A 17,485-nucleotide genomic window follows, 5' to 3' on the forward strand; every position below is an offset into this window, starting at 1 on the left:
GGCGGGTGCCGCGAGGTGGGGGAGGGACGGTCAGCGGGGGGCGAGGGCGAGCAGGAGGACCGTCATCACCAGGCCGGCGGTCAGCACCACGGTGATCGGGCGGGGGCCCAGGACGGCGTGCCGGCGGTCGGCCAGGAGCCGGGCCGGCGCCAACCCCACCAGCGGCCCGAGCAGCGTCACCACCAGCCCCAGCACCGGCATCCCGACCGCCAGGTCACCGCCGGATCCGGCGCCGACCGCCCGTGCCCCCACCCCCAGAACGTACGCGACGACGGCTCCGCCGACCCCGCAGAGCACCAGCAGCGGGTTGAGCGAGCCCGGCAGCTCACCCGGCTGACGGGTGCGGTCCAGCAGCTCCCGGACCCCGTGCAGCAGCGGCACCGGGTCACCGGACGCGTCCCGGGCCGGGCCGGGCGGATCACCCAGCCGCCGCGCGCTCGCCCCCAGCCGGGTCCGCAGCTCCTGCCACAGGTGCGCGGCCTCGGCGTCGACCCGCTCCACCAGCTCCCGCGCCTCGGCCGCCTCCGCCCCGGCGCGGCGTACCTGCGCGGTGGCCTCGGCGACCGCCCGGTCGGCCGCGGCGCACTGCTGCGCGTACCAGGTGTGCGCCTCCTCGCGCTGGGCGGCGACCCGGGAGGTCAGCTCGGCGAGCCGACGGATCTGGGCGGCGTACGTCTCACTGGCGACGGGTTCGTTCATCGGAACTCCTTTGAGAAACCCCGCATCAGCGCCGGAAGGAGTCGCACGCCTGAGGAGCAGGGCAGGGATGGCCGGTCGCCGGCACTGTGGACCCGAGCCCCCTCCCGACAACCCGCAGGTTGTCACAGGTTGATGCGATAGTTCGAAAGCCATGAAGACCACGCGCGTGAAGCGAGCATTCAAGTACCGCTTCTATCCCACGGACGCGCAGGCGGCTGAGCTGTCGCGCACGTTCGGATGCGTGCGGAAGGTCTACAACCTTGCGTTGGCGGCGCGTACCGAGGCGTGGACACTCCGGCAGGAACGCGTCTCCTACAACGCCACGTCGGCGATGCTGACCGCGTGGAAGAAGACAGAGGAACTGGCCTACCTCAACGACGTTTCCTCGGTCCCACTCCAGCAGGCCCTGCGTCATCTTCAGACGGCCTTCGCCAGCTTCTTCGCCAAACGCGCGAAGTACCCGCGTTTCAAGTCGCGGAAGAGGTGCCGGAAGTCGGCGGAGTACACGACCAGCGCTTTCCGCTTCCGGGACGGCAGGCTGACGTTGGCGAAGATGGCGGAGCCGCTGCACATCGTGTGGTCCCGCCCTCTCCCCGAGGGTGCGAAGCCATCGACGGTGACGGTGTCTCAAGACCCGGCTGGGCGTTGGTTCGTGTCCTTGCTGTGCGAGGACCCGACCGTTCAGCCGCTGCCCCCGACCACCGCGGCGATCGGGATAGACGCCGGGCTTGACAACCTGCTGACCTTGTCGACCGGGGAGAAGATCACCAACCCTCGGCATGAGCGGCGCGACCGTGCCCGGCTCGCCCGCGCCCATCGGGAGTTGTCGCGGAAGGCCAAGGGCTCGGCGAACCGCGACAAGGCGCGCCGCAAGGTCGCCAAGGTTCACGCTCGCATCGCAGACCGGCGACGCGACCACCTGCACAAGATCACCACTCGGCTCGTTCGTGAAAACCAAACGATCGTCATCGAGGACCTGACCGTTCGGAACCTGCTGAAAAACCACAGACTCGCCCGCGCCATCAGCGACGCGGCGTGGCGCGAGTTCCGCAGCATGCTGGAGTACAAGGCCCAGTGGTACGGCCGTAAGTTGATTGCGGTCGACCGTTGGTTCCCCTCCTCCAAACTGTGCTCGACATGCAGAGCCGTACGGGACACCATGCCGCTGCACGTCCGCACATGGACGTGCGACTGCGGCATCAATCACGACCGTGACGTGAACGCGGCGCGGAACATTCTGGCCGCCGGGCTGGCGGTGTCTGCCTGTGGAGCTGGTGTAAGCCCTCAACGGGAGCCCTCCCGGACGAGGCGGTCAGTGACGAAGCAGGAAACTCGACGGGCGACCGTGGGAATCCCGGTCCTATAGGGCCGGGAGGATGTCAACGGGACGGACCATAAGGGATGATCACCTGTCCGGTGCGGTGCACCGCCCGGTCGAAGTAGAGGCCCCGCCACGAACGGGGGTACCAGTCCGGCCCGCCGGTGCCCGGGTAGAGCGAGGAGCCCAGCTCCGCGCCCTGCACGTCGAGCGCCACCCATGCGCCGATCTGGTCGGTGCGGGCGGCCGGCCCGCCCAGGTCCACCCGCATCCGGGCCACCCCGCGCCACCAGGCCAGCACGTGGGTACGCCGTTCCGGCCCGTCGTGCAGGATCCGGCGCAGCTGCTCCAGCCCGGTACGCCGCCCGGCCCGCCCGGCGAGCTGACCGGACGCCGCGTCGACCGCGTAGAGCAGCAGGTAGTGCGGGGTGTTGCGGGTGCCCGGCGCGCCGAGCGAGTCGCCCACCTCGGCCATCAGCTCGGGGAGCGTCTCCTCGTCGTACCAGGCCGCGTCGTCGGCCAGGTCCTCGTAGAGGGCCCGGGCGGCCGGGTCAGCGTCCTGGTCGAGGCAGGCGATGGAGAAGCGGGCGGTGCCGGGGCGGTGCTGACGGGCCAGGGACCGGGCGGCGGCGTCCAGCACCGCGCACGCCTCGTCGACCCGGGTGCCGAGCACCGCCAGGTTCCGCCCGGGCGCCCGGGGCAGCCGCAGCGCCGCCGAGCGGGCCTGCACGTCGATGATCTCCCCGAGCAGGGCCACCGGGCTGCGCGGCACCCCCTCCTCCGGCGCGGTCAGCGCCCGGAAGTCCGGCGCGTCCGCGAGCCGCGGGATCGCGTCGCCGTCGAAGAGCCGGGCCGGGGCGGCGTCGGCCGGGCGCATCCGCCACAGCCGGTGCTGCAGCTCGCTCCAGCTCTCCCAGTCGCTGGCCGACGGGATCCGGGCCACCTCGTTCCCCTCGGCCAGCCCGGACTCGGCGTTGACCACGGCGTGGTGCCGGGGCAGCGACTGGGCGGCGTCGTTGCGTTCGGCCAGGATGCGCAGCGCCTTGGGCAGCGCGATGCGCAGGGTGAACTGGGCGACCAGGGCGGGCCGCCCCCACAGCGCCTCGATGCCGCGGACGTCCTGCGAGGCGAGCACCAGGTGGATGCCCTGCGACCGGCCCCGCCGGGCCAGGTCTTCCAGCAGGTCGGCGGCCTCCCGGGCCACCACGTCCCGCCCGGCCAGCAGCGCCTGGAACTCGTCGACGACCGCGACGATCCGCGGCCAGTGCCCGGTCGGGTCCACCGCCCGCAGCTCGGCCAGCTTGGTGACCTCGTGCTTCTTGGCGGCGTCCGCCCGGCGGCGCAGCTCCTCGGCGAGGAAGCGCAGCAGCGCCAGCCCGAACTCCCGGTCGGTGTTGACGTTGATTCCGACCAGCCGCATGTGCGGCAGCCAGCTCGGGTCCCGCCGACCCTGAGCGAACCGGGCGAAGGACACCCCCTCCTTGAAGTCCAGCAGATAGAACTCCAGCTCTGCGGGGGAGTAGCGGGAGGCCAGCGCGCCGATCCAGGCGAAGATCAGGTTCGTCTTGCCGGTGCCGGACGGACCGCCGATCAGGGCGTGCGGCGGGTAGTCGCCGAGGGTGAGCAGCACCGGCCGGCCGTGCGGTCCCTCGCCGATCGGCGCGGTCAGCCCGTGCGCCGAGTCCTCCTGCCACATCCGCTCGGGCGGTGGGAGCAGGTCGGCGAAGGGCGCCGGCGGCGGGCCGGCGTTGACCCGCGACGCCACCTCCCGGCAGGTCTCGGTGACCAGAGTGGCCGGCGGCGGGTCGTCGAGGGTGACCGGCAGCCCGCCGATCCGGGCGTCGTCCGGCTCCACCACGACCCGGGAGACGGTCGGGTCGTCGGGCAGTTCGATCCCGCGGACCACCAGGTGCACCCCGCACGCAGCGCCGGTGCGGACCACCCGGTCCAGCTGGCCGCGCTCGTGCCGGGACAGCTCGTCGCCGCCGAGCAGCACCGCCACCCGCCATGGCTCCGGGCGCCGTCCGGTCGCCGCGGCCAGCTCGCGCAGCGAGCTGTACTCGCCGGCCAGCACGGTCTCGTTGATCCGGCGGATCTGCTCCACCAGGTCGTCCAGCAGCCGGCCGAGCCCGCCCGGGCCGACGAAGGTGAGCAGCCCGGCGGTGCCCAGCGGGGCGAACCCGGCCAGTCCGCCGCCGAGGTGCTCCGGGTCGTACCCGAAGAGGCGGACCCCGCCCGGGTCGGCGCGGCCGACGGAGCGCAGCAGCAGGGCCGGCACCACCGCGGCGATGCCCGCCCGGTCGCCGCCGGCCAGGTGCACGTGGCCCCCGTCGAGCAGCGGCACCAGCGCCGGCACCGGCTCGGCGTCGGGAATCCGTACCGTGCCGATCCGCACCGCGCCGGGCGTCTCGGCCCGGCCGGGGGGCGTCGCCTGCCACCGCGACCACGGCGCCGACGCCGCGCCGGGGGCCTCGCGCTGCGCGGCCGCCGCGGCCCGGCGGGCCAGCTCCGCGATCCGCGCGGTGTGCCGGGCGTCGATCTCGGCCAGCCGGCGGTCGCGGGCCGCGCCGACCCGTTCCGGTACGGCCGCCGCGGCGCGCCGCACCCGGGCCAGCCGCTCCGTGCCGGCGGCCAGCTCGGCGTCGGCGTCGGCCAGCCGGTTACGGGTGGCGCCGAGCGCCTCGGAGAGCATCCCCCGGACCCGGGTGACCAGTTGACCGCGGACGTCAGCCATCGGAGCCCCGGGCCGGCTGCCGCTGGTCGGCGTCGGTCGGCAGGTCCCGGCCGAGCCGGGCGAGCAGCACCCCGGTGACCACCCCGGCGGTGACCGCCGGGTCGGCGGCGTGCGGCTGCTCCTGGTCGCCGGAGCGGCGGGGCGGGGGCATCCGGCACACCCGGGTGAGCAGGGTGTCCAGCACCGGCGGTGGCAGCCCGGGCAGCAGGTCCCGGACCCGGCCGTCCAACTCCCGGCGCAGCCGGCCCAGGTCGTCCGCGCGGGGCGGGTGGCCGAGCAGTTCGCCGGCCAGGTCGCGCAGCAGCGGCGGGGCGACCGCGGCCAGCCCCAGCCCGACGTCGGCGTGCGCCCGGCGCAGCTCGGTGTGCAGCCGGTCCCGGTCGCCGGCGCGGACCCCGGTGACCACCCGGCGCAGCAGCTCGCGGGCGTCGCCGACCCGCTCGTCCGGCTCGTCCGGCGGCCCCTCCCGGCCGCCGGTCAGCTCCGCCACCCGCACCGACCACCAGCGCCGCATCGTCGGGTCGGCGCCCGGCTCCGCCGCAGCCGCCGGCGCCGGTGGCGGCGCGTCCCGGGGCGCGTCGTGCTTCGGCCGGCGGTCCTCCGGGCGCGGCGCGGTCGAGCCGTCCGCGGCCAGTCCGATCGCGGCCAGATAGCCGGCCAGCTGCTCCTGGGCGACCCGCAGCGCGTACCCGGCGGTCTCGGCGTGTTCGGTGGCGGCGGAGAGCTCCGGCACCCCCATCGGGTTCGCCGACTCCTGCCGGACCCAGCGCAGCCGCTCGGTGGCCTGGCCGAACTTCTCCAGCGCCAGCGCCAGCTGGGCGAGCGGCATCTCCTCGGCAGCGGCGCGGACCTGCGCGCCGACGTCCTCGATGATGGACACGGCCGGCCCTAGAGGGTCGACACGTAGAGCTGCGCCTGCTCGACCGCCACCAGTGTCGCGGCGAGGCACTCCTCCAGCTCCTGGCTGGCCTGGGTCAGCGAGGCGTGCGCGGCCTCGACCGTCTCGTGCCCGCTGCCCTCCAGCGCGCCGGCCAGCGTCTGCTGCGCCTCGGCCAGCTTCTCGCCGGCCGCCTGCACGGCTGTCTGCCCGTCACCTATCTGTTGGACGGCGACATCGATGGCTGCCTTCAGCTCGGCGACGCTCGCCACGGGGACCTCCTGGGGGCGGGGAGATCTCCATTACAACCCATCCCGCTGGGTGAGCGAAAATCCGCCCTCGCGGTGTTCCTGCCCGGCTGTCCGATTCGGTGTCTGACGTGCGGGGAAGGCCCGCCGGCCCGGCCCGTCGCGGTCCCGTCGACGGGCCGCCCGGTCCGGTCCACGAGTCACCCGCCGTCCCATCGGGCGGTAGCCGGCCCTCCGGCGCCAGCCCGCCAGGCCCCGGCGGTGGCCACCACGGGCGGGCAGGTCAGCCGGTCGGGTCGGGGCGGAGCCAGCGGGGGCCGTACACCTCGGCCCCGAGCGCGCCCACCCGCGCGCGCAGCTCACGGTCGGCCGTCACCACCACCCGACGGCGGTCCGGCGCGGACGCGACCAGGTCGACCATGGTGTCGTCGCCCGAACCGGGCGCGGAGACCACCCGGACCCCCGGGACGCCCGGGACGTCCCGCGCCGCCCCCTCCACCACCAGCACCACCTCCACCGGCGGGAGCAGCTCCGGCGGCACACCCCGCTCGGCCAGCGGCACGAGGGCGTCGCGCAGCCGGGCCGCCGCACCGGCCCGGTCCCGCCACCAGCCGTTCGGCCGGGAACCGACCACGTTGGCGCCGTCGACGATGAGCAGCGGACTGGTCTCCATGCCCCCAGCGTGCCACCCGGGGGTGTTTGTCGCGCCGACCGCCGGGTAGCCACCGCCGACCGTGCCGCGCCCACCGGTTGCCTTCGGCGACCGGCCGCGCCCGACTCCGGAGGACAGAGATGATGGGACCCGGCGACGTCGGCTCCGACCCGTGGGACGAATTCCTGGCCCGCTACTTCGGCCGGAGCGAGGGGGGACGCCGGCCGGCGCACCGGGTCGACATCACCCGGCTGATGACCGCCGACGCGCGGGAGATGCTGGCCGACGCGGCCCGCCGGGCGGCCCAGAAGCACAGCAACGACCTGGACACCGACCACCTGCTCTGGGCGGCGCTGCAACGCGAACCCCTGCGCGACCTGGTACGCCGCGCCGGCGCCGACCCGGACGCCCTGGTCAACGCCCTCGGCGGGCGCGGTGAAGGCGCCCCCCGCGGGGAGGTGCCACCGAACCTGTCGCTCACCCCGGCGGCCAAGCGGGCGCTGCTCGACGCCCACCAGCTCTCCCGGGCGATGGGCGCGAACTACATCGGCCCCGAGCACATCCTGATGGCGCTGCCGCTCAACCCGGAATCGCCGGCCGGCCGGATGCTCGCCGCCGGCCGGATCCAGCCCGAGTCGCTGCAGGCGGCCAGCGCGGAACGCGGCCAGGGCGGCCCCCGGCCCGACCGCGGCACCCCCACCCTCGACAAGTACGGCCAGGACCTCACCGACCTGGCCCGCGCCGACCAGATCGACCCGGTGATCGGGCGGGCCGACGAGATCGAGCAGGCGGTGGAGATCCTCTCCCGCCGGACCAAGAACAACCCGGTGCTGATCGGCGAGGCCGGCGTCGGCAAGACCGCCATCGTGGAGGGGCTGGCCGAGAAGATCTGCGACGGCGACGTGCCGCAGACCCTGATCGGCAAGCGGGTGGTGCAGCTCGACCTGCCCGGGCTCGTCGCCGGCACCCGCTACCGCGGCGACTTCGAGGAACGGCTGAAGAAGGTGATCGACGAGATCCGGGCGCACAAGGACGAGCTGATCGTCTTCCTGGACGAGATCCACACCCTGGTCGGCGCGGGCGGAGCCGGCAGCGAGGGCGGCATGGACGCGTCCAACATGCTCAAGCCCGCCCTGGCTCGGGGTGAGTTGCGGGTGATCGGCGCGACCACGCTGGACGAGTACCGGCGCAGCATCGAGAAGGACGCCGCGCTGGCCCGCCGCTTCCAGCCGGTCTTCGTGCCCGAGCCGAGCGTGGAGGACACCGTCGCCATCCTGCGCGGCCTGCGGGACCGCTATGAGGCGCACCACCAGGTCCGCTTCACCGACGAGGCCCTGGTGGCCGCCGCCGAGCTCTCCGACCGGTACATCACCGACCGCTACCTGCCGGACAAGGCGATCGACCTGATCGACCAGGCCGGCGCCCGGGTCCGGTTGCGCACCCGCACGCCCGCCGAGGACGTGCGCGAGCTGGAGCAGCAGCTCGACGAGGTACGCCGGAACAAGGAGCAGGCGGTCGCCGGTGAGCAGTACGAGCGTGCCTCCCAGCTGCGGGACCGGGTCTCCGAGCTGGAGGAGCAGGTCCGCCGCGCACGCGGCGACGGTGAAAGCCCCGAGGTGCCTACGGTCGGGCCGACGGAGATCGCCGAGGTGGTGTCCCGGGCCACCGGCATCCCGGTCAACCAGCTCAACGAGGAGGAACGCGACCGGCTGCTCCGGCTGGAGGGCTACCTGCACGAGCGCGTGGTCGGCCAGGACGACGCGGTCACCGCGGTCGCCGAGGCGGTGCGCCGCTCCCGTACCGGACTGGCCGACCCGAACCGGCCGATGGGCAGCTTCCTCTTCCTCGGCCCGACCGGTGTCGGCAAGACCGAGCTGGCCCGGGCGCTGGCCGAGGCGCTCTTCGGCGAGTCGGACCGGATGGTCCGGCTGGACATGAGCGAGTTCCAGGAACGGCACACGGTCAGCCGGCTGGTCGGCGCCCCGCCCGGGTACGTCGGCTACGAGGAGGCCGGCCAGCTCACCGAGGCGGTACGCCGCCGACCGTACGCGGTGGTGCTGCTCGACGAGATCGAGAAGGCGCACCCGGATGTGTTCAACATCCTGCTCCAGGTGTTCGACGAGGGTCGGCTCACCGACAGCCAGGGCCGGACGGTGAACTTCAAGAACACCGTCCTGATCATGACGAGCAACCTGGGTTCGGAGCTGATCACCGGCACCCAGCGGGCGATCGGTTTCGCCACCGCCGGGGAGGCGGGCGCCGCGCAGGAGGCCAGTGACCTGCGCGAGCGGCTGATGCGACGGCTGCAGGAGAACTTCCGGCCCGAGTTCCTCAACCGCATCGACGAGATCATCATCTTCCAGCGGCTCGAGGCCGAGCAGCTGCGGCAGATCACCGAGCTGATGCTGGAGGAGACCCGCCGCCGCCTGCACGCGCAGGACATCCAGGTGGAGTTCACCACCGCCGGCATCGACTGGCTCGCCGAGCACGGCTACCAGCCCGAGTTCGGCGCCCGGCCGCTGCGTCGGGTGATCCAGCGGGAGGTCGACAACCGGCTCTCCCGGATGCTGCTGGAGAACCAGATCTCGCCCGGCCAGAAGGTGAAGGTCGACGCCCGCGACGGGCAGATCGCCTTCGACGTGATCGCCGGCGACCGCGACTACACGGCGGCGACGACGTCCCACCCGCGATGAACCGGAGGGCGGACATGACCGAACCGGAGGAGTCCCGGGAGGACGACACCGAGCGCAGCGAACCGATCGTGGCACCCCCGACGGCGAACCCGTCCCGGGTGAAGGTGCCGCCGGAAGGGCTGAAGCAGCGGACCGACGAGGGCGAGCCGGCGCCGTCCGGGCCGCCGGCGGGAGAGGAGGCGTGATGGTACGCGAGAAGCGGCTGGATCCCGAGGTCGAGGTGATCTGGGACGACTTCCACGCCCAGGTGAACGTCCCCTCCGAGCAGTTGCGGCAGTGGCTGCTCACGCGGGGGTCGGGCGAGGAGGCGTTCGGCCCGAACCCGGACCTGAACCTGCCCGAGCCGGGGCGGCAGATCCTCCACGTGCTCAGCAAGCGGAAGGTGGACCTGACCCGGGAGGACATCGAGGTGATGCGGGACGCCATCGACCGCATCCAGTCCCTGGTGGACGCGAAGCCGAGCCGGGGCAACGCCGACGACGAGTGGCGGCACTCGCTGCTCGACCTCGGCCACGACGTCCTGGTCGAACGCTGAGCCACGACCGGAACGGCGCCCGGGAACGCCCCCGGGTGCCGTTCGCGTGGTCGGTTACTCGGATTCGATGCTGGGCAGTTGCAGGCCGGCGGCGTCGGCGGCGGCCTGCCGGTCGACGCGGGCCTGTTCCTCGCGGGTCAGCAGGTTGGCGTACTCGGTGATGTCGGCCGGGTCCGGCACGTCGGGCAGCCGGCGCAGGAAGGTCTCGACGTCCCGGGAGGCGGCGGAGTGCGCGGCGGCCGCCTGGCGCAGCAGCTCCCGCTGGTCGGCCGCGGGGTACAGATCGGTCATGCTGCCCTGATACCCGCCGTCAGGCGGTTCGCACCCCGCCCGGCGGCCCGGCCGCCGTCGGCTGGGCGCCGAAGTCGGGGTGGCGCAGCAGCCAGGCCAGGTAGTCCGGGTGCGGCGCGAGCGAATCGGTGTACGCGGCCACCGCCGTCTCCAGCACCGCCTCGGCGGCCCGGGCGGCCGGCGCGTCCGGGTGCCAGCCCAGCAGCAGTCGCCAGCGCAGCGGCGTCCCGGCCAGCCGGCGGGTGACCAGCCCGGTGACCGGACGGAAGGTGGCCTGGCAGAGCGCCACCGCCTCGCCGGCGTCGACCAGGTCCACGCAGCCGCGGACGTCCGTCTCGTACACCTTCCGGGGGGTGAAGCCGGCGCGGGCGCAGGCGGCGGCGAAGCAGTCGCCGAAGCAGCCTTCGCCGGGCGCCGCGACCCACTGCTCCCGCCGCAGGTCGCCCAGCCGCACCTCGTCCCGGTCGGCCATCGGGTGGGTCTGCGGCAGCAGCACGAAGATCGGGTCGACGGCGACCTCCCGCCAGCTCAGCCCGAACTCCGCCGACGGGGTCGCGTCGCCGCAGACCCCGATGAGGGCGAAGTCCAGCCGCCCGCCGGCGACGAGCTGGGCCAGCTCGTCCACCGACCAGGAGGCGTACGTGGTGATCTGCATCTGCGGCTGCTCGGCGGCGAGCCGGTGCACCAGCCGGCCGAGGATCGGGCTGTTCACCCCGCCGAACCGGTACCGGCCCAGCGGGTCGCCCGCCCCGGCCAGCCGCGCCGCCTCGTCCTGCAGGCCCTTCATCGCCGGCAGCAGCACCCGGGCCCGGGCCAGCACCAGCTCGCCCAGCGCGGTGGGGCGGGCGCCCCGGCGGTCCCGCTCGAACAGCGGCCCGCCCAGGATCCGCTCGATGCGCTGGAGCTGGGCGGTCAGGGCCGGCTGGGCCAGACCGAGCGTCGAGGCTGCCTTGGTCACGCTCCCCGTCTCCGCGATCGCGCAGACCACCCGCAGGTGTCGCAGCTCCAGATTCATACGGTGACCGTAGGGCCACTCATCGATGGACGGAAGGGGCCGGAACGGCATCGGCCCGGTCCGATGCGTACGGGCGCCGGGTCAGGCCTTCGGCTGCCGCTCCAGGTCCGCCAGCTGGGTACGCCGGCCGGTCAGCGCGTCCCGGAGCTTGTCCACCACGCCCACCGCCGGTTCCACGATCTTGTTCCACGGCGGGGTGGCCGGGGTGCCGGGGTGCGGCCGGGTCGGCGCCGCCTCCTCGGCGATCTGCCACCGGTTGCCCAACCGGATCAGGTCGGCGTCGGTGGCCACCTCGCGCAGTGGCGTCACCAGCGCGGCGACCCGGCCGACGTGCCGGCGTAGCCGGTCGGCCACCTCGGCCAGTGCCGGGTCGTCCGGCCCGGACAGTCCCTTCAGGGCGGTGAGCAGCGCCGCGTCCGCCTCGATCTCCCGGTCGACCAGCGCGGCGCTCTCCGGCACGGCGGCCCGGACGGCGGGGAAGAGGTACTGCTCCTCGGCGGAGAGGTGCCGGGACACCGTGGCGGTGAGCACGTCCACCACCTCGCGACGGCGCTCCGCGGCCAGCCCCGGGTCGGTGACCTCGTCGGCCAGGCCGAGCAGCTGCCGGTGCTCCCGGTCGACGAGCTCGGCCAGGCTCCGGCCGCCGGGCCGGTACGCGTCGTCGGCGGCGGGTGGCAGCGGCGGCAGGGGAACGGTCATGGTGCCCTCCTCGACTGGTGGCCGGCGGAGGCCGGCGGCCCGGTGGGCGGTGCGGGGACGACTGCGGCGGTACCCGCACGCCCCGCGCGCGAAACCGGGCCGTACGCCGTCCCGGTCGGCGGCGCGCGCCGGGGGAGCCGGGCGGGGCGCGCCACCGGACCGGCCCGGCTGGTATGAAGTGCCCATGACGAGCGACGCCGCATCCGCCCGACCCGACCCCACCGACGAGGTCGTCGACCTCTGCCGCGACCTGCTGCGGATCGACACCACCAACACCGGGGACAACGACACCAGCGTCGGCGAACGGCGCGCCGCCGAGTACGTGGCGGAGAAGCTGGCCGAGGTCGGCGTCGACGCGGAGCTCCACGAGTCGGCGCCCGGCCGGGCCAACCTCGTCGCCCGGATCCCCGGCACCGACCCGGGCCGCGACGCGCTGCTGGTGCACGGCCACCTCGACGTGGTCCCCGCCGACCCGGACGAGTGGTCGGTGCACCCGTTCTCCGGCGAGATCCGCGACGGCTACCTGTGGGGCCGGGGCGCGATCGACATGAAGGACTTCGACGCGATGGTGCTCGCCGTGGTCCGCGGCTGGCAGCGCGCCGGGGTCCGCCCGTCGCGCGACATCGTGCTCGCCTTCACCGCCGACGAGGAGGCCGGCAGCGACTACGGCGCGCACTTCCTCGCCCAGCGGCACCGCGGCCTCTTCGACGGCTGCACGGAGGCGATCGGCGAGGTCGGCGGCTTCTCCTACTCGGTCAACGAGTCCCAGCGGCTCTACCTCATCGAGACCGCCGAGAAGGGCATCGACTGGCTTCGACTGCACGTTAAGGGCCGCCCCGGCCACGGCTCGATGGTGCACGACGACAACGCGGTCACCGCGCTGGCCGAGGCGGTCGCCCGGATCGGCCGGCACCGCTTCCCGGTGGTGGTCACCGACACCGTGCGGGCGTTCCTGGAGGAGGTCTCCGACCTGCTCGGCGTCGAGCTGGACCCGGAGGACCCGGAGACCGCCATCGCCAAGCTCGGCCCGATCGCCAACATCATCGGCGCGACCATCCGCAACACCGCCAACCCGACCCGGCTGGCCGCCGGTTACAAGGACAACGTCATCCCCGGCCGGGCCACCGCCACCATCGACTGCCGCAGCCTGCCCGGCCAGTCGGAGCTGCTGGAGCGGCAGCTGCGCGAGCTGGTCGGGCCGGACATCGCCATCGAGTACATCCAGCGGCAGCCCGCCCTGGAGACCACCTTCGACGGCGACCTGGTCGAGGCGATGTCCGCCGCGCTGCGCGCCGAGGACCGGGGCGCCCGCCCCGTGCCGTACATGCTCTCCGGTGGCACGGACGCCAAGGCCTTCTCTCTGCTCGGCATCCGCTGCTTCGGGTTCGCGCCCCTGCGGCTGCCCGCCGACCTCAATTTCTCCGGCCTGTTCCATGGCATCGACGAGCGGGTTCCGGTGGACGGGCTACAGTTCGGCGTGCGGGTTCTCGACCGGTTTCTCCGCAGTTGCTAACCGTGTCCGCGGCGTCACCGGCGGCGCGGACCCTCCCCCATCGCGAAGGGACTGCCTCACATGACCGACCAGCACGGTGAGCTGGACGCCGCTCTCGAGCGCGTGATCGCCGCCGCCCGCGCCCACCTGGCCGCCGTCCGCGCCGCCGAGGGCCGGATCGACGACGACGACGTCTGGCAGGCGTACGTCGCGTTGAACAACGCCTCGTTCGCCTACGACGAGCAGCTGCTCGACGCGTTCGGCGAGGTCACCCCCTGGGACGTGGAGTCGATCGACCCGAACGAGGCCGACGAGCGCTTCGGCGGCGTCGAGGGCGTCGAGGCGACCGACCCGCACCCGCGGGTGATCTCGGTGCGGCAGCGCCGCGACTACCGGGTGCCGAGCGTCTCCGCCCTGCTCCGGGTGGCCGAGGCGGCCCGCCGGGAGGGCACCCCGGAGGAGGACGAGCCGGCCCCCGTCGAGGGCGTCGGCGAGGCGGTGCTGGAGCTGCTGCAGAGCGGCGACGGCTCGCTCAGCGCGCTGGACGTCCCGGAGCTCGAACCGCTCGACGGGGTGGTGATGGTCAGCGAGGTCGGCACCCCGGTCGACCTGGAGTCCTTCGACGACGACGACGCGGTGGGCCCGTTCCAGCCGGCCGCCGACGACCGCCTCGTGGGCCGGCTCGACGAGCACCCGTTCCTGGAGCTGGACGAGGAGCACGACCACGCCCACTAGGCCGTGACGCGCCCCGGGCCCGACCATCCGGCCGGGCCCGGGGCCGTCCGTCCGCGCCGGCGTTCGCCGTCGCTCAGTACGACAGGCCCGGCTGCGGCTGGTTGATCCGCCGACGGCGTAGCATCACCTGCCGCGTACCGTCCCGGAACAGCCGCACCCGGGCCAACTCCCATCCGGAGAACTCCGCCTGGATCGCCAGCTGCGCCGCGGCGGTCAACCGGTCGACGTTCGGCGGCAACCGCAGCGGCGCGTATTCGTAGTCCATGCGTTCCATGCTGCCCAGGCCGGCGGCGGTTCGCCACCCCCTGCCGGTGATCCACGTCGCGTCCCGCCCGGGCGGCCGGCGTGCCCCGGACCGGCGCCGCCCCGGCGCACGGGTCAGCCGTCGCGCTCCGGGTAGCCGACCGGGACCGCGGAGACGTCGTCCAGGGCGGTGACGATCTCCTCGGGCAGGGTCATCCGCTCCACCTGGAGCGCGCCGAGGAGCTGGCCGACGGTACGCGCGCCGAGGATCGGGGCGGTCACCCCCGGCCGGTCCCGGATCCAGGCCAGCGCCACCTCCAGCGGGGAGACGCCCAGCCCGCCGGCGGCCGTGGCCACCGCCTCGACGATGCTCGAGCAGCGCGGCTCCAGGTAGGTGGCGACGAACCGCTCGAAGTGCGGCGAGGCGGCCCGGGAGTCCGCCGGCCGGCCGTGCCGGTACTTGCCGGTGAGCACCCCACGGCCCAGCGGCGACCAGGGCAGCACGCCCAGCCCCATCGCCGCGCAGGCCGGCAGCACCTCCCGCTCCACGCCCCGCTCCAGCAGCGAGTACTCCACCTGGGCGGCCACCACCGGGGCCCGGCCGGGCCAGGCGGCCTGCCAGGCGGCGGCCTGGGCGGTCTGCCAGCCGGCGAAGTTCGACACCCCGACGTACCGGGCCTTCCCGCTGGACACGGCGTGGTCCAGGGCGGAGAGGGTCTCCTCCAGCGGGGTGTCCGGGTCGTACCCGTGGACCTGCCAGAGGTCGACGTGGTCGGTGCCGAGCCGGCGCAGCGACGCGTCCAGGGTGCGCAGCAGGTGCCCGCGCGAGCCGTCCCGGCGGCGGCCGCTGCCCGGGCGCAGCCCCGCCTTGGTGGCGATGAGCAAGTCCTCGCGGGGGACCAGGCTGCCCAGCAGGGAGCCGATGACCGATTCGGCGTCGCCGTCGGCGTACACGTCGGCGGTGTCGACGAGGTTGCCGCCCGCGTCGAGGTAGCTCTTCAGCTGGGCGGCCGCGTCGTCCGCGTCGGTGTCCCGTCCCCAGGTCATGGTGCCGAGCGCGAGCCGCGAAACCGCCAGCCCGCTTCGGCCGAGCGGTCGCTGTTGCATGCGTGAACCTTATTTCGAAGCCGGCGTCACGGATATCCTCGCCCGAAGTCAAGTTCCTGCCCCACCGGCCGAACGGGTGTGACGCGTTCGAGGTGAGCCGGTGATCGGGAGCACCGCCCGCATTGCGTAACCTGATGCGACCTGTGGTGCGGATGGTGGGAGGACCAGTGCGACTCGGGCTCAGCCTCGGATACCAGACGGCGTGGAGCACGCCAGCCGACCACCTGGCGCTTGCCGAGGAGGCGGACCGGCTCGGCTACTCGGTGGTGTGGGCGGCGGAGGCCTACGGCTCCGACTCGCCCAGCATGCTGGCCTGGATGGCCGGTCAGACCCAGCGGATCGACGTGGGCGCCGCGGTGATGCAGATCCCCGCCCGGACCCCGGCGATGACCGCGATGACGGCGGCCACGATCGACGCGCTCTCCGGCGGCCGGTTCCGGCTCGGCCTGGGCGTCTCCGGCCCGCAGGTCTCCGAGGGCTGGCACGGCGTCCGCTTCGCCAAGCCCCTGGCCCGCACGCGGGAGTACGTGGACATCGTCAAGCTGGCGATCGCCCGCAAGGAGGTCGCGTACGACGGCGAGCACTACACCCTGCCGCTGCCCGACGGGCCCGGCAAGGCGCTGCGCCTGGGCTTCCACCCGCCGCGCGAGCACATCCCGATCTACCTGGCCGCGGTCGGCCCGAAGAACCTCGAACTCGCCGGTGAGATCGCCGACGGCTGGCTCGCCGTCTTCTACGCCCCCGAGTTCGCCGAGGAGCAGCTCGCCTCCGTCCGGGCCGGCCGGGCCAAGGTCGGCAAGGAGCTCGCCGGCTTCGACGTGGTGCCCTCCGTGCCGGTGGTGGTCGGCGACGACATCGCCTCCTGCGCCGAGCTGGTCCGCTGGTACGCCGCCCTCTACGTCGGCGGCATGGGCAGCCGGCAGCAGAACTTCTACAACCAGCTCGCCACCCGGATGGGCTACGGCGACGCCGCCCGCGAGGTGCAGGACCTCTACCTGGCCAAGCGGCAGCGGGACGCGGCCGCCGCGATCCCGATGGAGTTCATCGACCGCACCTCGCTGCTCGGCCCGAAGGAGCGCATCGCCGAGCGGATGCGGGAGTACGCAGCCGCCGGCGTCACCACCCTGTCGGTGACCCTCTTCGTCGCCGACCGGGACAGCGGCGTGCAGACCCTGCGTACCGTCGCCGAGGCCCTGGAACTCTCCGGAGTCGGCGAGTGACCTGGGTCGAGGCCATCGTCCTGGGCATCGTCCAGGGGCTCACGGAATTCCTCCCGGTCAGCTCGTCCGGTCACCTGCGCATCACCTCGGCGATCTTCTTCGGTCGGGACGCGGGTGCGTCGTTCACCGCGGTGACCCAGCTGGGCACCGAGGCGGCCGTGCTCATCTACTTCGCCAAGGACATCTGGCGGATCGTCCGGACCTGGCTGCTGGGCATCCGGGATCGCTCGGTCCGCGCCAGCCTCGACTACCGGATGGGCTGGTATGTCATCATCGGCTCGATCCCGATCGGGCTCTTCGGGTTCCTGTTCAAGGATCAGATCCGCACCGCCGGCCGCAACCTGTGGGTGGTCTCGTTCACGCTGATCGTCTTCGCGTTCGTGCTGGCCTTCGCCGAGTACTGGGGCCGGCAGACCCGCACCCTGGAGAACTTCCGACTGCGCGACGGCGTCGTGATGGGCTTCGCCCAGGCCATGGCGCTGATCCCCGGCGTGTCCCGCTCCGGCGGCACGCTCACCGCCGGCCTGCTGCTCAACCTGACCCGGGAGGCGGCGGCGCGGTACTCGTTCCTGCTGGCCATCCCGGCGGTGGTGATGTCGGGGGTGTTCAGCATCCCCGACGTCTTCGAGCCGTCCGCGCCGGGCACCGCCGCGCCGAGCGGGGCGCAGATGATCGTCGCGACGGTGATCGCCTTCGCCATCGGCTACGCGGCCATCGCCTGGCTGCTGCGCTACGTCGCCCACCACACGCTGTACGTCTTCGTGCTCTACCGGGTGGCTCTTGGCGCCCTGGTTCTCTCCCTGCTCCTCACCGGCACGATCAGCGCTACCTGATCTTGTTGGTTGCGGTGGGGGCTGGGGCGACCGTCCGTCCGGCGGTCACGGTTCTTTCGCCTGTACGTGGATACGCCGCTGGCCGGCACCCCGT

Annotated in this window: 18 protein-coding genes; 8 read left to right on the forward strand and 10 right to left on the reverse strand. The window is 73.8% G+C overall.

The window, feature by feature from the left end:
- Nucleotides 1–30: 30 nt before the first annotated feature.
- Nucleotides 31–699, reverse strand: a complete 669-nt coding sequence (locus EV384_RS18525; RefSeq protein ID WP_130335035.1) for a hypothetical protein — start codon at nucleotides 697–699, stop codon at nucleotides 31–33.
- Nucleotides 700–850: 151 nt separating this feature from the next.
- On the opposite strand from EV384_RS18525, the gene EV384_RS18530 reads away from it, so the two are divergent.
- Complete coding sequence (locus tag EV384_RS18530; RefSeq protein WP_130335037.1) at nucleotides 851–2,065, forward strand: RNA-guided endonuclease InsQ/TnpB family protein; 1,215 nt, start codon at nucleotides 851–853, stop codon at nucleotides 2,063–2,065.
- 13 nt (nucleotides 2,066–2,078) lie between these two features.
- Here the strand turns inward: EV384_RS18530 and EV384_RS18535 are convergent, their stop codons facing one another.
- The 4 genes from EV384_RS18535 to EV384_RS18550 all read right to left on the reverse strand — a co-directional run bounded on the left by EV384_RS18535 (nucleotide 2,079) and on the right by EV384_RS18550 (nucleotide 6,549).
- On the reverse strand, nucleotides 2,079–4,751 hold the full coding sequence (locus EV384_RS18535) for an FtsK/SpoIIIE domain-containing protein (RefSeq protein ID WP_130335039.1): 2,673 nt from the start codon (nucleotides 4,749–4,751) through the stop codon (nucleotides 2,079–2,081).
- Nucleotides 4,744–5,631 carry a hypothetical protein gene (locus tag EV384_RS18540; RefSeq protein WP_130335041.1) on the reverse strand — a complete coding sequence of 296 codons (888 nt, stop codon included), beginning with the start codon at nucleotides 5,629–5,631 and terminating at the stop codon, nucleotides 4,744–4,746. Before EV384_RS18540 ends, EV384_RS18535 begins: the two co-directional genes overlap by 8 nt.
- An 8-nt stretch (nucleotides 5,632–5,639) precedes the next feature.
- Nucleotides 5,640–5,900, reverse strand: a complete 261-nt coding sequence (locus tag EV384_RS18545) for a hypothetical protein (protein WP_130335043.1) — start codon at nucleotides 5,898–5,900, stop codon at nucleotides 5,640–5,642.
- A 259-nt stretch (nucleotides 5,901–6,159) separates the two neighbouring features.
- A complete protein-coding gene (locus tag EV384_RS18550; protein ID WP_130335045.1) occupies nucleotides 6,160–6,549 on the reverse strand; it encodes a hypothetical protein in 390 nt (129 codons plus the stop codon).
- 119 nt (nucleotides 6,550–6,668) lie between these two features.
- Here EV384_RS18550 and EV384_RS18555 point away from each other — a divergent pair, with 119 nt between their 5' ends.
- Genes EV384_RS18555 through EV384_RS18560 form a run of 3 tightly spaced genes read left to right on the forward strand, consistent with a single transcriptional unit; the run spans nucleotide 6,669 to nucleotide 9,756 of the window.
- A complete protein-coding gene (locus EV384_RS18555) occupies nucleotides 6,669–9,221 on the forward strand; it encodes an ATP-dependent Clp protease ATP-binding subunit (protein WP_130335047.1) in 2,553 nt (850 codons plus the stop codon).
- A gap of 14 nt (nucleotides 9,222–9,235) precedes the next feature.
- A complete protein-coding gene (locus EV384_RS34905) occupies nucleotides 9,236–9,406 on the forward strand; it encodes a hypothetical protein (RefSeq protein WP_165439975.1) in 171 nt (56 codons plus the stop codon).
- Entirely contained in the window at nucleotides 9,406–9,756 is a 351-nt protein-coding gene (locus tag EV384_RS18560) for a DUF3140 domain-containing protein (RefSeq protein ID WP_130335049.1), read from the forward strand. Before EV384_RS34905 ends, EV384_RS18560 begins: the two co-directional genes overlap by 1 nt.
- Nucleotides 9,757–9,810: 54 nt before the next feature.
- Here the strand turns inward: EV384_RS18560 and EV384_RS18565 are convergent, their stop codons facing one another.
- The 3 genes from EV384_RS18565 to EV384_RS18575 form a co-directional block, all read right to left on the reverse strand.
- Nucleotides 9,811–10,047 (reverse strand): hypothetical protein, encoded by a 237-nt coding sequence (locus EV384_RS18565; protein ID WP_130335051.1) that lies wholly within the window; start codon nucleotides 10,045–10,047, stop codon nucleotides 9,811–9,813.
- Between the two features lie 19 nt (nucleotides 10,048–10,066).
- Entirely contained in the window at nucleotides 10,067–11,062 is a 996-nt protein-coding gene (locus EV384_RS18570) for a LysR family transcriptional regulator (protein ID WP_130335053.1), read from the reverse strand.
- Between the two features lie 81 nt (nucleotides 11,063–11,143).
- On the reverse strand, nucleotides 11,144–11,761 hold the full coding sequence (locus tag EV384_RS18575; protein WP_130335055.1) for a hemerythrin domain-containing protein: 618 nt from the start codon (nucleotides 11,759–11,761) through the stop codon (nucleotides 11,144–11,146).
- Between the two features lie 184 nt (nucleotides 11,762–11,945).
- Here EV384_RS18575 and EV384_RS18580 point away from each other — a divergent pair, with 184 nt between their 5' ends.
- Nucleotides 11,946–13,274, forward strand: a complete 1,329-nt coding sequence (locus EV384_RS18580) for a M20/M25/M40 family metallo-hydrolase (RefSeq protein ID WP_130335057.1) — start codon at nucleotides 11,946–11,948, stop codon at nucleotides 13,272–13,274.
- 60 nt (nucleotides 13,275–13,334) lie between these two features.
- Complete coding sequence (locus tag EV384_RS18585) at nucleotides 13,335–13,988, forward strand: hypothetical protein (protein WP_130335059.1); 654 nt, start codon at nucleotides 13,335–13,337, stop codon at nucleotides 13,986–13,988.
- 73 nt (nucleotides 13,989–14,061) lie between these two features.
- Here the strand turns inward: EV384_RS18585 and EV384_RS18590 are convergent, their stop codons facing one another.
- Both EV384_RS18590 and EV384_RS18595 read right to left on the reverse strand, forming a co-directional pair.
- The gene (locus EV384_RS18590) at nucleotides 14,062–14,253 is read right to left on the reverse strand and encodes a DUF5703 family protein (protein ID WP_088993715.1); all 192 of its coding nucleotides are present in this window, start codon (nucleotides 14,251–14,253) and stop codon (nucleotides 14,062–14,064) included.
- A gap of 113 nt (nucleotides 14,254–14,366) precedes the next feature.
- Nucleotides 14,367–15,338: an aldo/keto reductase gene (locus EV384_RS18595; protein WP_130335061.1), complete on the reverse strand. Its 972-nt coding sequence runs from the start codon at nucleotides 15,336–15,338 to the stop codon at nucleotides 14,367–14,369.
- A 167-nt stretch (nucleotides 15,339–15,505) separates the two neighbouring features.
- Between EV384_RS18595 and EV384_RS18600 the strand changes: the two genes are divergently transcribed.
- Nucleotides 15,506–16,558 carry an LLM class F420-dependent oxidoreductase gene (locus tag EV384_RS18600; protein ID WP_130335063.1) on the forward strand — a complete coding sequence of 351 codons (1,053 nt, stop codon included), beginning with the start codon at nucleotides 15,506–15,508 and terminating at the stop codon, nucleotides 16,556–16,558.
- Nucleotides 16,555–17,391, forward strand: a complete 837-nt coding sequence (locus tag EV384_RS18605) for an undecaprenyl-diphosphate phosphatase (protein WP_130335065.1) — start codon at nucleotides 16,555–16,557, stop codon at nucleotides 17,389–17,391. The genes EV384_RS18600 and EV384_RS18605 overlap by 4 nt, the downstream gene beginning before the upstream one ends.
- Nucleotides 17,392–17,485 lie beyond the last annotated feature (94 nt).

It is taken from the genome of Micromonospora kangleipakensis, assembly GCF_004217615.1.
Classification (GTDB): Bacteria; Actinomycetota; Actinomycetes; order Mycobacteriales; family Micromonosporaceae; genus Micromonospora; species Micromonospora kangleipakensis.

What these genes read in the sequence shown, in the direction of transcription:
- EV384_RS18590 (WP_088993715.1), bottom strand. Translation starts at nt 14,253, where the DNA reads ATGGACTACGAATACGCGCCGCTGCGGTTGCCGCCGAACGTCGACCGG.
- EV384_RS18585 (WP_130335059.1), top strand. Translation starts at nt 13,335, where the DNA reads ATGACCGACCAGCACGGTGAGCTGGACGCCGCTCTCGAGCGCGTGATC.
- EV384_RS18530 (WP_130335037.1), top strand. Translation starts at nt 851, where the DNA reads ATGAAGACCACGCGCGTGAAGCGAGCATTCAAGTACCGCTTCTATCCC.
- EV384_RS34905 (WP_165439975.1), top strand. Translation starts at nt 9,236, where the DNA reads ATGACCGAACCGGAGGAGTCCCGGGAGGACGACACCGAGCGCAGCGAA.
- EV384_RS18535 (WP_130335039.1), bottom strand. Translation starts at nt 4,751, where the DNA reads ATGGCTGACGTCCGCGGTCAACTGGTCACCCGGGTCCGGGGGATGCTC.
- EV384_RS18575 (WP_130335055.1), bottom strand. Translation starts at nt 11,761, where the DNA reads ATGACCGTTCCCCTGCCGCCGCTGCCACCCGCCGCCGACGACGCGTAC.
- EV384_RS18550 (WP_130335045.1), bottom strand. Translation starts at nt 6,549, where the DNA reads ATGGAGACCAGTCCGCTGCTCATCGTCGACGGCGCCAACGTGGTCGGT.
- EV384_RS18595 (WP_130335061.1), bottom strand. Translation starts at nt 15,338, where the DNA reads ATGCAACAGCGACCGCTCGGCCGAAGCGGGCTGGCGGTTTCGCGGCTC.
- EV384_RS18580 (WP_130335057.1), top strand. Translation starts at nt 11,946, where the DNA reads ATGACGAGCGACGCCGCATCCGCCCGACCCGACCCCACCGACGAGGTC.
- EV384_RS18560 (WP_130335049.1), top strand. Translation starts at nt 9,406, where the DNA reads ATGGTACGCGAGAAGCGGCTGGATCCCGAGGTCGAGGTGATCTGGGAC.
- EV384_RS18565 (WP_130335051.1), bottom strand. Translation starts at nt 10,047, where the DNA reads ATGACCGATCTGTACCCCGCGGCCGACCAGCGGGAGCTGCTGCGCCAG.
- EV384_RS18525 (WP_130335035.1), bottom strand. Translation starts at nt 699, where the DNA reads ATGAACGAACCCGTCGCCAGTGAGACGTACGCCGCCCAGATCCGTCGG.
- EV384_RS18570 (WP_130335053.1), bottom strand. Translation starts at nt 11,062, where the DNA reads ATGAATCTGGAGCTGCGACACCTGCGGGTGGTCTGCGCGATCGCGGAG.
- EV384_RS18555 (WP_130335047.1), top strand. Translation starts at nt 6,669, where the DNA reads ATGATGGGACCCGGCGACGTCGGCTCCGACCCGTGGGACGAATTCCTG.